The organism is Pararhizobium sp. (assembly GCF_965279435.1).
In the GTDB taxonomy this organism is placed as follows: Bacteria; Pseudomonadota; Alphaproteobacteria; order Rhizobiales; family Rhizobiaceae; genus Pararhizobium.
Genome location: NZ_CBDIHY010000003.1, coordinates 4,417,957 through 4,431,981 on the forward strand (window position 1 = coordinate 4,417,957; position 14,025 = coordinate 4,431,981).

14 protein-coding genes are annotated in these 14,025 nt (G+C 61.4%); 8 read left to right on the forward strand and 6 right to left on the reverse strand.

Features of this window, described 5'->3' with window-relative positions; translation table 11 throughout:
* Window positions 1-51: 51 nt before the first annotated feature.
* The 3 genes from ACQY8Q_RS27210 to ACQY8Q_RS27220 all read left to right on the forward strand — a co-directional run bounded on the left by ACQY8Q_RS27210 (window position 52) and on the right by ACQY8Q_RS27220 (window position 2,516).
* Complete coding sequence (locus tag ACQY8Q_RS27210) at window positions 52-1,500, forward strand: hypothetical protein (protein WP_428429667.1); 1,449 nt, start codon at window positions 52-54, stop codon at window positions 1,498-1,500.
* An 81-nt stretch (window positions 1,501-1,581) separates the two neighbouring features.
* Window positions 1,582-2,052, forward strand: coding sequence for a MaoC family dehydratase (locus ACQY8Q_RS27215; RefSeq protein ID WP_428429668.1), 471 nt, complete (start codon window positions 1,582-1,584; stop codon window positions 2,050-2,052).
* Window positions 2,049-2,516: a MaoC family dehydratase gene (locus ACQY8Q_RS27220; protein ID WP_428429669.1), complete on the forward strand. Its 468-nt coding sequence runs from the start codon at window positions 2,049-2,051 to the stop codon at window positions 2,514-2,516. Before ACQY8Q_RS27215 ends, ACQY8Q_RS27220 begins: the two co-directional genes overlap by 4 nt.
* A gap of 12 nt (window positions 2,517-2,528) precedes the next feature.
* On the opposite strand, the gene ACQY8Q_RS27225 is transcribed toward ACQY8Q_RS27220, so the two are convergent.
* The 3 genes from ACQY8Q_RS27225 to ACQY8Q_RS27235 all read right to left on the reverse strand — a co-directional run bounded on the left by ACQY8Q_RS27225 (window position 2,529) and on the right by ACQY8Q_RS27235 (window position 4,751).
* Window positions 2,529-3,641, reverse strand: a complete 1,113-nt coding sequence (locus ACQY8Q_RS27225; protein ID WP_428429670.1) for a hypothetical protein — start codon at window positions 3,639-3,641, stop codon at window positions 2,529-2,531.
* A gap of 18 nt (window positions 3,642-3,659) precedes the next feature.
* Window positions 3,660-4,205 carry an adenine phosphoribosyltransferase gene (locus ACQY8Q_RS27230; protein WP_060506056.1) on the reverse strand — a complete coding sequence of 182 codons (546 nt, stop codon included), beginning with the start codon at window positions 4,203-4,205 and terminating at the stop codon, window positions 3,660-3,662.
* Between the two features lie 132 nt (window positions 4,206-4,337).
* Window positions 4,338-4,751: a DUF4168 domain-containing protein gene (locus ACQY8Q_RS27235; protein ID WP_428429671.1), complete on the reverse strand. Its 414-nt coding sequence runs from the start codon at window positions 4,749-4,751 to the stop codon at window positions 4,338-4,340.
* Window positions 4,752-5,044: 293 nt separating this feature from the next.
* On the opposite strand from ACQY8Q_RS27235, the gene ACQY8Q_RS27240 reads away from it, so the two are divergent.
* Complete coding sequence (locus ACQY8Q_RS27240; RefSeq protein ID WP_428429672.1) at window positions 5,045-5,230, forward strand: DUF1059 domain-containing protein; 186 nt, start codon at window positions 5,045-5,047, stop codon at window positions 5,228-5,230.
* A 6-nt stretch (window positions 5,231-5,236) separates the two neighbouring features.
* Here the strand turns inward: ACQY8Q_RS27240 and ACQY8Q_RS27245 are convergent, their stop codons facing one another.
* The 3 genes from ACQY8Q_RS27245 to ACQY8Q_RS27255 are packed head-to-tail and all read right to left on the reverse strand — an operon-like array spanning window position 5,237 to window position 7,736.
* Window positions 5,237-6,487 (reverse strand): CCA tRNA nucleotidyltransferase, encoded by a 1,251-nt coding sequence (locus ACQY8Q_RS27245; RefSeq protein ID WP_428429673.1) that lies wholly within the window; start codon window positions 6,485-6,487, stop codon window positions 5,237-5,239.
* Window positions 6,484-7,116 carry a CoA pyrophosphatase gene (locus tag ACQY8Q_RS27250; RefSeq protein ID WP_428429674.1) on the reverse strand — a complete coding sequence of 211 codons (633 nt, stop codon included), beginning with the start codon at window positions 7,114-7,116 and terminating at the stop codon, window positions 6,484-6,486. The genes ACQY8Q_RS27245 and ACQY8Q_RS27250 overlap by 4 nt, the downstream gene beginning before the upstream one ends.
* Window positions 7,113-7,736 (reverse strand): DUF1285 domain-containing protein, encoded by a 624-nt coding sequence (locus tag ACQY8Q_RS27255; protein ID WP_428429675.1) that lies wholly within the window; start codon window positions 7,734-7,736, stop codon window positions 7,113-7,115. Before ACQY8Q_RS27255 ends, ACQY8Q_RS27250 begins: the two co-directional genes overlap by 4 nt.
* 167 nt (window positions 7,737-7,903) lie before the next feature.
* On the opposite strand from ACQY8Q_RS27255, the gene ACQY8Q_RS27260 reads away from it, so the two are divergent.
* The 4 genes from ACQY8Q_RS27260 to ACQY8Q_RS27275 form a co-directional block, all read left to right on the forward strand.
* Window positions 7,904-8,917, forward strand: a complete 1,014-nt coding sequence (locus ACQY8Q_RS27260) for an AAA family ATPase (RefSeq protein WP_428429676.1) — start codon at window positions 7,904-7,906, stop codon at window positions 8,915-8,917.
* 3 nt (window positions 8,918-8,920) lie between these two features.
* Window positions 8,921-9,841 (forward strand): DUF58 domain-containing protein, encoded by a 921-nt coding sequence (locus ACQY8Q_RS27265; RefSeq protein ID WP_428429677.1) that lies wholly within the window; start codon window positions 8,921-8,923, stop codon window positions 9,839-9,841.
* 32 nt (window positions 9,842-9,873) lie between these two features.
* Window positions 9,874-12,645, forward strand: a complete 2,772-nt coding sequence (locus tag ACQY8Q_RS27270) for a DUF4159 domain-containing protein (protein WP_428429892.1) — start codon at window positions 9,874-9,876, stop codon at window positions 12,643-12,645.
* 10 nt (window positions 12,646-12,655) lie between these two features.
* Window positions 12,656-14,025, forward strand: a 1,370-nt coding sequence (locus ACQY8Q_RS27275; protein WP_428429678.1) for a hypothetical protein, incomplete at its 3' end; no start/stop codon positions are given.

Sequence of the window (14,025 nt, forward strand, 5' to 3'; positions counted from 1 at the left end):
CTTCCGGCGTTCGGCTCTATGTTTGCCTCGCAATCACTCGAGGAGTTTTTCATGCGCCTGATTCCTGCCCTTCTGCTTTCCACCGCCCTCGTCACCCAGTCGGTGCAGGCCGCAGATATCAGCCATCAGGGCGCGCAGGAACTTGAGCAGAAATTCACCGCCTATCTGCCGGAAACGCTGGCGAAGTCCGGCCTGATCAAGGTCCGCCCGGGCACCGCCGATTACGAGCTGACCTTCGATCCGACCGTGCTTCTCAAGGATGTTGATCCAAAGACCTTCAGCATTTCGGGTTTGAAGCCGCTGCTCTCGCTGATCCGGCCGATGGAAGACGGGCTCTGGCACTTTTCCCAGGCCGCTGATCTCGATGTGAAGGGACAGTTCACCGCCGGAACCGAAAAGACCGATTTCACCTACAAGATCGACGCAATGCGGGCCGAAGGCATTGTCGATCCTGATCTGCTCTATTTCAAATCCGCCGACATGTCGGCCGACGGCATTTTCATGACGACGACATCGCCGCAGCAATCGCTCGAGGCACGGTTCGGGTCGATGACATCGACGATGAACACGACGCGGGCGACGCCGCAGACCATCGACATCCGCTCCAACATGGCGCTGAACGGTTTTACTGAGACGATCATCGACCCCGCCAAAATGAAGGTGGATGTCTCAGCCGGCAGCGTCACGGCGGACGTGGCGTTCAACGGGCTTGCCTATCGCCCGCTGCAGGATTTGGTTTCCTTCGTCCTTGAGAATGTGAAGAAGGAAAAGCTGCTGGCGACCGAGCAGGTCCGCCTCAAGGCGCTGGTGCGCGCCAATCTGCCGATGTTTGACAACCTTTTGGAATCGATCGAGGTCGCCAATCTCAAGGTTGGCACCCCGACCGGCACCTATGGTGCGGAAACCCTGCGCTACACCATCGACACCAACGGCCTGAAGGACAATGCGAAAGTCGGCTTCGGCATCACCATCGACAAGCCGTCGCTGCCGCCCGGCCTGGTACCGGATGCCTTCCTCTCGGCGCTTCCTGAAACCGTGACCACCCGCATTTCGCTGGAAAATCTCAATCTGGCCAGCGGCATCACCTATCTCGTCGACCGCGCCAATTTCGACGCCGACAAGCCGCTGACCGACGAACAATCGGCAGAGGCCGGCCGGATCTTCCTGCCCGGCGGCGCCATGACGATCAAGTATGACGAAGTTTCGGCCCGCTCCGCCGTTTACGATTTCAGCCTGTCGGGTACGACCACCGTCTATCCCGAGCAGCAGGGCCGTCAGGACACCGACATCACCCTCTACGCCAAGGATTTCGACAAGACGGTCTCCTACCTGCAGCAGAATGCTGCAACCGTGCCGGAGTTCGGCCAGGCGGCCTTCATGCTGTTGATGGTCAAGGGCTTTTCCAAGAAGGCGCCCGATGGCCGTGAGATGTGGAACATCGTTGTCGACGAGAACAAGAAGGTGAAGATCAACGGTCAGGACCTGCCTTTCCAGCCTTGACCCTTACGCCATCACATTCCCGTTTTCATTTCCCAGAGCACACACGAATGCTAGAACGTGCGTGTTGGAGGACATTTGACCATGCTTCACTTTGAAGATTTCCCGGCCGGAAAACGGTTCGATTTCAAGCCGATCGAGGTCAAGGCCGAGGATGTCATCGCCTTTGCGTCTGAATTCGATCCGCAGCCGATGCACCTGTCGGAAGACGGTGGCAAGGCCAGCATCCTGGGCGGACTTGCGGCTTCGGGCTGGCATACCAGCGCGATGATGATGCGCATGCTCTGCGACAGCTATATCCGCGAGACGGCGTCGGAAGGCTCTCCCGGCGTCGACAGCATGGAGTGGAAAAAGGCGGTGCTTGCCGGCGATACGCTGTCGGGCAGCTGTGCCGTCGTCGATGCGCGGGTCTCGCGTTCCCGGCCCGAGATCGGCATCGTCCGGCTGCGCGCCGTCGTCATCAACCAGCGCGGCGAGACCGTAGCGATCTGCGATTATGCCAACATGATCCGCTGCCGGTCGATAGAAGAACTGGCGGCAGGAGAAAAGCCATGAAGCTGTCGGACCTTCATCCCGAGGGCACACGGGAAACCATCGGCACGGTGACCTTCTCTGCTGAGGACATCATCCATTTCGCCGAAAAATTCGATCCGCAGCCGTTTCACCTCGATGCGGAACTGGCGAAACAGTCGCTGTTCAGCGGGCTCTGCGCCTCGGGCTGGCACACCTGCGCCGGCTGGATGAAATGTTTCGTGCCCTACTGGATGGCCGAAATGAAACGGTTGGCGGCCGAGGGCATCGTTGCGCCAAAGCTTGGCCCCTCGCCCGGTTTTCGCGACATGCGCTGGCTGCGGCCGGTCTTTGCCGGAGACACAATCACCTACTCGGTCACGTTCGTCGCGGCAAAGGACCTGGAATCGCGGCCGGGATGGCGGATCAACACCATCCTGTGCGAGGGCGAGAACCAGGATGGCCAGCCGGTCATCCGGTTCGAAAGCAAGGTCATCGAGTTCCCTTGAGGAACCCCGTCGTCAGCCCTTCGCCCGGTAGACCGGATGCAGGCGTGACGTGATGGTGGCGGGTAGCACCGAGACGATTGCCCGCCGCAGCACCTGCCAGAAAATGCCGATCATCAGAACGACGATGCCGACCGCCAGGACGGTGACGGAAAAATAATCGCTGAAATCGACGCCGCCGCGCTGAAGGATCGTCCAGATCGCCAGACCAAGCGACAGCAGCCCGGAGGTGACGAATGCGCGCCGGTCGATGATCAGGCCGATCATCATGAACAGCACGACAATCGCCAGAACCGCAGCGGCATCACTCGGCGACGTGGCATCTCCCCACCATTCTCCTGTCACGTTGCGCAGGAAGATGAACGACAGCATGGCGTAAAGCAGTGCCGGAGCCGCTGCCAGATGCAGCCAGAACGCCACATCGGATTGACGGCTTTTGCGGGTTGGATCGGCGATATCGTAGGACATGGCGGCCGTGAATAGGCCGAGCGCACCGATCAGGAATACGCACGCTGAAAGCCCGGGATATTCAATGAAGATGTAGAAAGAGCCGGTCGCCTTGGTCATGAGGAGAAGGACAATGTCTACTGCTAGCAGCACGAGGGAGACAAGAGTTGCAGCGAGTGCCAACGGTACACGATAGCGCCAGTAAAAGGCTGCAAGTACCGTAGCGCATATAGGAAGAGCGACGAGCCCAATCATGAGGTTATCGTAGAATTCTGGCACCCATCCGACAACCAGCATGGCAAACACGCCGGTCCAATGGGCCAGAGCCACCGTCAACGCAACAGCCGGAAGCGCCAGACGCTGGCGGCGGATAAGGATCTCCGAGAGAATGACGATCGCTGGGAAGACCGCGAAGAGGCTGCCGATACCCCAGAGCCCGACCAGCGCCACGATGACGCCGATGGTGATCAGGATATCGTGAAAACCGCGAACGAAGCGCGGCTGTTCGCTTTCTTCGGCCTCGAGCGCGTCGGCGAGCAGGACCTGGCTGGGGGCCGCACGCTTTTCGTCGCCCGCATCCGGCGTTGCAGCGAGAAGATATGGCACCAGCTTTTCCGCCTGTGCTGCAGTGATGATTCCCTCGTCAGCGGCGGAGCTGAGCGCATCGCGTATCGAAACCATGTGTGTTTTCCTGGTGTATCAGTGGCCGTCGAATTCGATCAGCGTGCGAACCTCGACACCGAGGGCTTCGAGCTTCTTGCGGCCGCCGAGTTCCGGCAGGTCGATGATGAAACAGGCGGCGACTATATCGGCACCCATCTGCTGCAAAAGCTTGGTCGCGCCTTCGGCAGTGCCGCCCGTGGCGATCAGATCATCGACCAGAACGACCTTTTCGCCCGGCTTGATGGCGTCGCGGTGCATTTCCATCTCGTCGACGCCGTATTCGAGGCTGTAGGCAATACGGACGATATCGTGTGGCAGCTTGCCCTTCTTGCGGATCGGAACGAAACCGGCCGACATCTGGTGCGCCATGGCGCCGCCCATGATGAAACCCCGCGCTTCGACGCCTGCAACCTTGTCGATCTTGGTACCGGCAAAGGGCTGGATCAACGCATCGATCGCGCTGCGAAAGGCGCGCGGATTGCCGAGCAGCGTGGTAATATCGCGGAACATGATGCCAGGCTTCGGATAATCCGCGATGTTGCGGATGGAAGCGATCAGTTCCTGCTGAAGAGAAGAGCTCATGATGGTGGGCATGCCTTTGCGGAGGTCTCAGGGAGACGAAGGCATAGCATCAAAGCCCAGGTTTTCTATAGTGCTTTCTGACGGTAGTTGGTTGGGAGCAGGACGGAAACTGCCCTGCTCCGCAATCCCAACCTATTGGGCGGTATCGCTCGTCTTGAGCTTTTCCTGCACCTTCTTGGCGACATCCGGATTGGTCTGCGCAGCGGTTATGATCGTCTTGTATTCGTCAAGCGACATGCCGGGTGATTTTTCAACCGCATTGATCATCTGCTTGTTGGCTTCGTTCTGAAGCTTCTGCTTATTGGTCGCGTCCTTTTCGGCGCCGATCTTGGCGGCATAGTCCTGGCGCACCTTGTCGACTTGCAGATAGGCGACGGCAAAGGCTTCGATCTTCTGGTCGCTGATGGCGGCGGGTGCCGTGCCTTGCTGCATCGGCTGTGTTGCCTGTGGCTCAGTAGCGCCCTGGGCAAAGGCGGGCGAGTTGATGACGATCAGGCTGAGAGCGGCAGCGGTCAGGGCTGCAACGGGCATGTGGCGAATGGTCATATGCGTGTCCTTCCTTAAGTCAGTCTCAAGACGATTTTCACCGTCTTTTCCGAAAGGGGCGAACCCCTGCCCCAAGGGTTGAGGATGGATCGGGCGACAATGTGACCCTGAAAAGGAAGCATCAAGGCCATGTCGCGTTCAGAAAACGGGCGATCTTCAACGGCGTCCGGTCAATATCGTGAACGCGAGCGAGCAATCGGCGGAACTATCCTCGCGCGTTTTCGGTTATAGTCGCACCGTTCCGCTTGGCCGAAATGCAGGCCAGGCGTGACACAAACGCAAGGAGGAGCATCATGCGATTGTTTGAATGCGGGACCCTCGTGCCCGGCTGCGATTGGCACACTCACGCCGACGGCGACGCCGAAGTCGTGCGCCGTGCCGTGGAGCATATGCGCTCGGCGCATGGAGAAACGCTGATTCGCGAAAACATGGTCGACAACATCAAGGCGCGTATCGTCGAGGAGGCGAAGGTGGCCTGAGCCTTTTCAGACCATCGACTGAAGCCGGGCAACCAGCGTTGCCCGGTCGGCATTGAAATTGCCATCCACCCATTTGTCTTCAAGCTGCCCCAGAATTTGCCCCACACGCGGCCCGGCGGGAATGCCGGTTGCCAGAACATCGGCACCACTCAGCGGAAATACCGGTTTCTGCCATTTTTCCGCTCGCGTCAGCAGCCGCTGCAGACGTGCCGTCTCGGGTAACTGCGCCGGGTCGTTTTCGGATTTTTGACGCGACGAGGCGAGCGAAAGCCGCAGCACTGTCGCCAACCCCTTTTCTCCGTTCCGGTAAAGCAACCGGTCGAATGCAGTATCGGCAATCTCGGCAGGCAGGCGCGGTGCATTGGTCCAGGCGATAAAATAGGCAGCCTCCGCCTTCGACAGCCGCAACCGCTTGGCCATCGCATCCAGTCGCTCCGCATCCGGCGGAACGATTGATGCCAGCCTGAGCAAAGGATCGGGCAACCAGCCAAAAGTCCGTTCGGCTGCAATCAGTCCCGGTATCGCATCAATGCCCCATTTTTCGCTTTCCGGCAGGATTTCCGTAAGCACCCCCGATGTCCGCATCCACAGCAGAGCCCGGCCCGGATCGCGTGCCGAAAGCAGTTTCTTCAGTTCCGACCAGACCCGCTCGGCCGACAATGCCGATAGTTTCGAGCGCGCCTGAGCACAGGCGCGAAGCCCATCCGCATCCGGGCGGCCGGAACCATAGTGAGCGAAGAAACGGAAGAAACGCAGCACCCGCAGATAATCTTCTGCCACTCGCTCGCTGGCATTGCCGATGAAACGGATCGTCCGCGTCTCGATATCGGCGAGACCGCCGACGAGATCGATTACCTCGCCCCTGGCATTGGCATAGAGCGCGTTGATCGTCAGGTCACGCCGCTCGGCATCCACCGTCCAATCCGTGCCGAATGCGACCTGGGCATGGCGGCCGTCCGTCTCCACATCGCGACGCAAGGTGGTGATTTCGTAGGGTTTTCCGTCGATGACCAGCGTCACCGTGCCGTGTTCGATGCCGGTCGGCACCGCCTTGATACCCCCCAACTTGGCACGCGCAACCACCTCTTCCGGCAAAAGCGTCGTCGCCATGTCGATATCGGCGACCGCAAGTCCCATCAGGCTGTTGCGCACGGCACCACCGACGACCCGGACCTCGCCGCCATCGGCGTTCAAGAGATCAAACACGCGTGTCAGCGCGGGAACCGAAAACCAGGCCTCGGCGGCAACGGAGGTCATGCGTAAAGCCTTTCATACAACATGCGGACAATGCCCGCAGTAATGCCCCAGATATGCTGCTCGCCATAGGGCATGCTGTAAAAATGCCGCTCGGCACCTTTCCAGGTCGCCTGGCCGCGGCCGTGATTATCAGGGTTCATCAGGAAGGAGAGCGGCACGTCGAAGACGGCAGCGACCTCCGCAGGATTGGGGATGAGATCGTAACCGGGCTGGACCACAGCCAGAATGGGGGTAATGCGAAAGCCGGACATCGCCATGTAATAGGGCAACCGTCCGACCGTCTCGACGAAGCGGCGGTCGAGGCCGATTTCTTCCTCGGTTTCACGCAGAGCCGCACGCTCCGGTGTATCATCTTGAGGATCAATGGCGCCGCCTGGAAAGGACACCTGGCCGGAATGCTTGCGCAGCGTCGCCGTGCGCCGGGTAAAAATAACCCGCGCCTCGTCGCCATCATCGATGACAGGCACGAGAACGGCGGCATCCCTCAGCTTCAGGGTTTCGAGATAAGGGACAGTGTCCGGATTGAGCAGAAAGTCGCCATGGTCGCGCCACGCTTCCTCGGCTGGACTGCCGGATTGCTGGAGCGCACGGCGGCGAAAATCGTCGGCTGAAAACAGTACACCCGTCATGCCGACAGCGCTTCGAGTTCTTGGGTGGGCATGATCGCAAAGGTTACGCCACCGGAGCGGACGGCAAACATCCCGGTGCCGTCGATCTCGATCGTCTCACCGAGCGCCACCAGATCATACATCACGGCGCGTGAGACCAACGCTTCCAGCCGGCCGCGTACATGCAGATAGGGTTTCAGTTCGCGGTTCTCGCCATGCACGACGAAACGAAGCGCATGATCCGGGCCGGCCTGGACGACGTCGCCGACATTGGTACGGAAGGTCAGGACGGGTGCTCCGTCGCGTTCGGTCACACTCATCTCGACGGCAACAAAAGGCGCATCGACGATGCGGATGCCCAGTTTTTCCACAGGAGTTACGAGATAGGTGTTGCCGTCCTCGTCCTTGCGCAAAACCGTAGAAAACAATCGGACCAGAGGCTGCCGGCCGATCGGCGTACCCATGTAGAACCAGGTTCCGTCGGCACGGATTTCCATGTCGATATCGCCGCAAAACGGCGGATTCCAGCGCTCGACGGGGGGCAAGCCTTTGGTCTGCCCATTCGTCTGCCCGGCCGCGCGGGTGATCAGCGCCGCAAGTCCTGCCGCATCGCCCGTTCCATGTATTTCCGCATCCGCCATCGTTCCGTCCCGTTTGGCCCTATTCTTGCTTTTTATCGAGCACTGGCTCACGAGATAGTGCGTTGCCCCCGTCTTGTCAGCCACCGGGCGGAGCATAGATTGAAAAACAGAGACGAAAAGCGCGCTTTTCGCGATTCGGCACCGTTGCCGGCCACTGGAGACAGACAATGGGTGTGATGAAAACGACAGACGGCGCGGTCGACGACAAGGCGATCATCGCCGCCGCCGAAAAGGCGCTGGGCGAAATCGCCTTGATCCGCAAGGAAGTCGGCAAGGTGATCTTCGGCCAGGAAAGCGTCGTCGAGCAGACGCTGCTGGCGGTGCTTTCCGGCGGCCATGCGCTGCTCGTCGGCGTTCCCGGCCTTGCCAAGACCAAGCTGGTTACGACGCTCGGCACCGTGCTTGGTCTCAATTCCAGCCGCATCCAGTTCACCCCCGATCTGATGCCGTCCGATATTCTCGGGTCCGAAGTGATGGACCAGGATGAAAACGGCCGCCGGTCGTTCCGCTTCGTGCCCGGCCCGATCTTCACCCAGCTTCTGATGGCCGACGAAATCAACCGCGCCAGCCCGCGCACCCAGTCTGCGCTGCTGCAGGCCATGCAGGAATATCACGTCACCGTTGCAGGCCAGCGCAACGACCTGCCGCAGCCGTTCCATGTGCTCGCCACGCAGAACCCGCTGGAGCAGGAAGGCACCTATCCCCTGCCTGAAGCCCAGCTCGACCGCTTCCTGATGCAGGTCGATGTCGGCTATCCGGAATTGGCTGCCGAACGGCAGATCCTGCTCGAAACCACCGGCACGCATGAATCCGAGGCGCGCGACGTCATTGATGCCGCGCAACTCCGGGCTATCCAGCACCTGATCCGCCAGATGCCGGTCAGCGAGAAAGTCGTTGATGCCATCCTGTCCCTGGTTCGCTCGGCCCGCCCCGGCAACGGCAATGCTGCCACCGACAAGAACGTCGCCTGGGGGCCCGGTCCGCGCGCCGGCCAGTCGCTGATGCTGTGCGCCCGTGCCCGTGCCCTCTATGACGGCAGGCTCGCACCATCCATCGATGACATCATGGCATTGGCTGAACCGGTGCTGCAGCACCGCATGGCGCTGACATTCGCAGCCCGGGCTGAAGGCATGTCGGTGCGTGACGTGATTACCGGCCTGGTCAAGCAAGCCAAGGGATAATGAATGGCTTCCATAGGCCAAATCGTCGAGCCGACGCCGTCCGGAGACGTCCTGTCCCGTGCGCAGAGCCGTGCCCGGCTGATCCCGGACTGCATGGTCGAGGCTAAGCGCATCGCCAATACGGTGATTTCCGGCTGGCATGGCCGCCGCAAGCGCGGCATCGGCGAAAACTTCTGGCAGTTCCGGCCCTATAGCGACGGCGAAAGCCTGTCGCGCATCGACTGGCGCCGCTCTGCCCGCGACGATCATACCTATGTGCGCGACCGCGAATGGGAAGCAGCCCACACCATCTGGCTCTGGGCCGACCTGTCGCCGTCAATGATGTACAAATCGAAATTCGGCTCGGTCTCCAAGGAAAGCCGGGCGCTGGTGCTGATGCTGGCTTTGGCCGAAATTCTGGCCCGTTCCGGCGAACGCATTGGCTGCCCCGGCGTCATGGAACCTGTTTCAGCGCGCAACGCCGCCGAACGGCTGGCAACGGCGCTGATGCACACGCCGCTTTCGGGCGGCCTGCCGCAGACGGCGATGATCCGTGGAGCCAGCGACCTGGTCTTGGTCGGCGACTTCCTTGATCCGGCCGATACGATCATGGCACAGCTCGGGCCGCTGGCCGGGCGCGGCCTGCGCGGCCATGTCATCGAGATTGCCGATCCGGCCGAAGAAAGCTTTCCCTATGCCGGACGCACCGAATTCACAGATCCGGAAACCGGCGAGAAGCTGACCGCCGGCCGCGCCGAAATCGTCCGCGACGACTATCGCCGCGCCTATATTGCCCGGCGCGACAGTCTTGGCGAGAACCTGCGCCATCTCGGGTGGACGTTTACGCCGCACCGCACCGATCATCTCGCATCCGAAGCGCTGGTCGCCGTGCACATGTATCTCTCCGGCATGCCCGGGCGCGCCACCCATGGAGGCCAGCTGTGAGCTTCCTGCCGTTCATCTTCGCCAATCCGCTGATGCTCGCCGCCCTGGTTGCCCTGCCGGCAATCTGGTGGCTTTTGCGCATGACGCCGCCGAAACCCGTCACCGAGGTGTTTCCGCCGCTGCGCATTCTCGCCAGCGTCCTGAAACGCGAGGAAACGCCATCGAAAAGCCCGTGGTGGCTGACGCTGCTGCGCATGCTGATGGCCGCCGCCATCATCTTCGCCATCGCCGATCCGGTGTTCAATCCGCGCTCCAACACCCTGGCCGGCAACGGCCCGCTGGCGCTGGTGATCGACAACAGCTGGGCAACATCGACCGACTGGCAGCGCCGCGTCGAAACGGCCGATGCCCTGATCGGTGATGCCGAGGAAAAGAACCTGCCGGTTTCCGTCGTCTTTACTGCCGATCAAGATCACAATCCGGTGCCCGGATCGGCCGTGGGTGCGCGCAACCGCCTGGCTGCCGCAGCACCGCAACCGTTGCGCCCGGATCGGGATGCAGCCGTCAAAGCGCTGAAGACCGCGCTGAATGGCACGCCCCCCGGTACACTGGCTTTCCTGTCGGATGGCATCGAGGTTGCTGATGGCAAGATCATGGCCGAGCTTGCAGCACTTTCGCCTGAAAATTTCCGGCTGATCGAAGGCGGCAAGGATCAGGCCGTGGCGATCAGCAATTCCGCCAATGATGCCGAATCGATGGTAGTCAGCGCCACCCGCCTCGATACCACCTCTGCACGGACGCTACCGGTTACGGCCTACGACACGCGCGGCCGGGCGATCGCCAACGGCTCGGTGGCGTTTGCCGCCGGTGAAGGCCTCGCCAAGGGTACGCTCGCCGCCCCGTTCGAACTGCGCAACGATTTTGCCCGCGTCGCCATTGATGGCGCAGCAACAGCGGGCGGCACCTTCCTGCTCGATGACGGCTTTCGCCGTCGTCGGGTGGCGCTGCTGAGCGGCGAAGCTCGCGATCAGTCGCAGCCGCTGCTATCGCCGCTCTACTATATCAACCGGGCGCTCGCCCCCTATGCGGACCTGATCCAGCCGACCGAAGCCGACCTCGCAGTCTCGATCCCAGAGCTGCTGACCCAGAAGCCGTCAATGCTGATCATGGCCGATATCGGCCGCCTGCCGGAAGAAACCTATGCGCCAATCACCAAGTGGATCGAAAACGGCGGAACTCTGGTGCGCTTTGCTGGCCCGCGTCTGGCCGCAGCCCCGGCCGACGATCCGCTGGTGCCGGTAACGCTGCGGCAGGGCGAACGGGCGCTCGGCGGCGCCCTCTCCTGGTCGGAACCACAGCCGCTGGCCGACTATCCAGCGCTCAGCCCCTTTGCCGGCATGCCGAAACCGCAGGGCATTCTCGTCAAGCGTCAGGTGCTGGCCGAACCGACTGCCGATCTTTCATCGCGTACCTGGGCAAGCCTTGCCGATGGCACGCCACTGGTGACGACGAAGACACAAGGGGCCGGCCGCATCATCCTGTTCCATGTCAGCGCCGAAGCAACATGGTCGAACCTGCCAATTTCGGGTGATTTCGTCGAGATGCTGCGCCGGAGCGTGCAATTGTCGCGCAGCGGCGGCGTGGCGAGCGAAGGGACGGCAAAGGGCCAGACACTGGCGCCGTACCGCCTCTTGAATGCCGATGGCGTCCTGATCAGCGAGACCGGCAAGGCGCGGCCGCTGGAAATTGCCACTGGGACCACCTCGGTCTCCAGCGCCGAACATCCGCCTGGTCTCTATGGTTCGGAAGAAGGATTTACCGCACTGAACCTCTTGCCCCGCGATACAGAGTTGAAGCCGATCGACGCCAGCGGTCTGTCCATTCCGTACACAGCGGAGCCCCTGATCGGCGCCGAGGCATGGTCGCTGAAGCCATGGCTGTTTGCCACAGCACTGATCCTGTTGCTGATCGATTCCGCAGTCGTCCTGTTCATGGGCGGTGCCTTTGCCCGGCTAAGAATGCCGGCGGCAGTCGCGATCGTGCTGGCAATCGCGGCAGGCGCACTGGTCGCCATGCCCGGCCAATCCCTGGCTGACGACAGCAAGCCGGGCGATGACATCATCCTGCGGCAATTGGACAAGACCCATCTGGCCTATGTCATCACCGGCGAAACCGATGTCGACCGTATGTCCGAACGCGGTCTCGCGGGCCTCACCGACTTCCTCACCTACCGCACGACACTCGAACCCGGCCCGCCGATCGGTCTCGACATCGCTTCGGACGAACTGGCATTCTACTCGCTGATCTACTGGCCGATATCGGCCAATGCGCCGATGCCGAGCCCGGCGGCGATCAGCCGGATCGATGCCTACATGCGTTCGGGCGGCACCGTGCTGTTCGACACCCGCGACCAGTTTTCCTCGCTGTCATCCGGTTCCGGCAGCAGCCCGAATTCCGAACGGCTGCAGGCCATCCTTGCCGACCTTGATATTCCGCCGCTGGAGCCGGTGCCGACTGACAACGTGCTGACCAAGTCCTTCTATCTGCTCTCGAACTTTCCCGGCCGCTACAATGGCAGCCCGTTGTGGATCGAGGCGCAGCCGGACAATGGCTCGCAGCCGACCGGCAGACCGGCGCGTTCGGGTGACGGCGTATCGCCGATCATGATCACCGGCAATGATTTTGCCGGCGCCTGGGCGATCGATACCAACGGCATGCCGCTTTTGCCGACCGTGCCGCCGGACGAGCAGCAGCGTGAGCTTGCCTTCCGCTCCGGGGTCAACATCATGATGTATATGCTGACCGGGAACTACAAGGCCGATCAGGTGCATATCCCTGCTTTGCTCGAACGGCTTGGCCAGTGAGGGCAAACCCATGACACTCGACTTCCAGCCGCTATTGCCATGGCCTTTCATCGCCGTGCTTGCGCTTATTGCAATCCTGCTGTCGGCGCTCGGTTTCTGGCGCGGCGTGCGGGGTGCGGCCTTCCGGACGGCGGCGCTCGCAGCCCTGTGCCTTGCTGTCGCCAATCCGGTGTTCTTTCAGGAGGAACGCGAACCGCTTTCCACCATCGTCGGCGTTGTCGTCGACCGCAGCCAGAGCCAGGACAATGCAGGCCGGCGTGCCATGACCGACGAAGCTTTGGCGACGCTGAAACAGCGGCTGGCCAAATTCCCGCAGATCGAGGCCCGTATCGTCGAGGCCGCCGATGACGAAAATACCGAAACGCCATCGACCAAACTCTTTACCGCCCTGCAGACGGCGCTCGCAGATGTGCCGCCCGCCCGCGTCGGTGGCGCGATCTTCATTACCGATGGCCAGATCCACGATGTTCCCGATATCAACCAGCCGCTCGGCTTCGACGCCCCGATCCACGGCCTGATCACCGGCAAGCCGGATGAATTCGACCGCCGTGTCGAGATCGTCAGTGGTCCACGCTTCGGCATTGTCGGCGAAGAACAGAAGGTAACGTTCCGCATCGCCGATGATGGCAAGGCGCCCGGTGGCACGGCAGAAGTCACCGTCAGCCTGAACGGCAACCAGATCGCCATAGAAATGGCAGAGCCCGGAACCGACGTGCCCTTCGCCTTCACTGTGCCGCGCGGCGGCAACAATATTCTCGAATTCGCCGTGGCGCCTGTCGCCGGTGAAGTGACGGAGGCCAACAACAGGGCCGTCCACGTCATCGACGGTATCCGCGAAAACCTGCGCGTGCTTCTGGTGTCGGGTGAACCGCATGCCGGTGAACGGGCCTGGCGCAATCTGCTCAAATCCGATGCCGCCGTCGATCTGGTGCATTTCACCATTCTGCGGCCGCCGGAAAAGCAGGACGGCACGCCGATCAACGAATTGTCGCTGATCGCCTTCCCGACCCGCGAGTTGTTCGTCGATAAGATCAAGGAATTCGACCTGATCATCTTCGACCGCTACCAGCATCGCGGCGTTCTGCCGATCCTCTACTATGACAACATCGCCCAATATGTCGAAAACGGTGGCGCCCTGCTGATTGCCGCAGGTCCCGAACATGCCGGCGACGATTCGATTGCCACGACGCCCTTGTCAGCGGTGCTGCCCGCAAGCCCGACCGGCTTCATGAACGAAAAAGCCTTCTATCCGCGCCTCTCGGAAGAAGGAAAGAAACATCCGGTCACCCGCGGCCTTGAAGGCGCCGACAGCGAGCCGCCGCATTGGGGCCGATGGTTCCGAACGGTCGACGTCGACAAACCGCTTGGCCAGACCGTCAT

Bases quoted from the DNA above. Each gene is read 5' to 3' on its own strand.
- ACQY8Q_RS27210 (WP_428429667.1), top strand. From the start codon at position 52: ATGCGCCTGATTCCTGCCCTTCTGCTTTCCACCGCCCTCGTCACCCAG.
- ACQY8Q_RS27215 (WP_428429668.1), top strand. From the start codon at position 1,582: ATGCTTCACTTTGAAGATTTCCCGGCCGGAAAACGGTTCGATTTCAAG.
- ACQY8Q_RS27220 (WP_428429669.1), top strand. From the start codon at position 2,049: ATGAAGCTGTCGGACCTTCATCCCGAGGGCACACGGGAAACCATCGGC.
- ACQY8Q_RS27225 (WP_428429670.1), bottom strand. From the start codon at position 3,641: ATGGTTTCGATACGCGATGCGCTCAGCTCCGCCGCTGACGAGGGAATC.
- ACQY8Q_RS27230 (WP_060506056.1), bottom strand. From the start codon at position 4,205: ATGAGCTCTTCTCTTCAGCAGGAACTGATCGCTTCCATCCGCAACATC.
- ACQY8Q_RS27235 (WP_428429671.1), bottom strand. From the start codon at position 4,751: ATGACCATTCGCCACATGCCCGTTGCAGCCCTGACCGCTGCCGCTCTC.
- ACQY8Q_RS27240 (WP_428429672.1), top strand. From the start codon at position 5,045: ATGCGATTGTTTGAATGCGGGACCCTCGTGCCCGGCTGCGATTGGCAC.
- ACQY8Q_RS27245 (WP_428429673.1), bottom strand. From the start codon at position 6,487: ATGACCTCCGTTGCCGCCGAGGCCTGGTTTTCGGTTCCCGCGCTGACA.
- ACQY8Q_RS27250 (WP_428429674.1), bottom strand. From the start codon at position 7,116: ATGACGGGTGTACTGTTTTCAGCCGACGATTTTCGCCGCCGTGCGCTC.
- ACQY8Q_RS27255 (WP_428429675.1), bottom strand. From the start codon at position 7,736: ATGGCGGATGCGGAAATACATGGAACGGGCGATGCGGCAGGACTTGCG.
- ACQY8Q_RS27260 (WP_428429676.1), top strand. From the start codon at position 7,904: ATGGGTGTGATGAAAACGACAGACGGCGCGGTCGACGACAAGGCGATC.
- ACQY8Q_RS27265 (WP_428429677.1), top strand. From the start codon at position 8,921: ATGGCTTCCATAGGCCAAATCGTCGAGCCGACGCCGTCCGGAGACGTC.
- ACQY8Q_RS27270 (WP_428429892.1), top strand. From the start codon at position 9,874: ATGCTCGCCGCCCTGGTTGCCCTGCCGGCAATCTGGTGGCTTTTGCGC.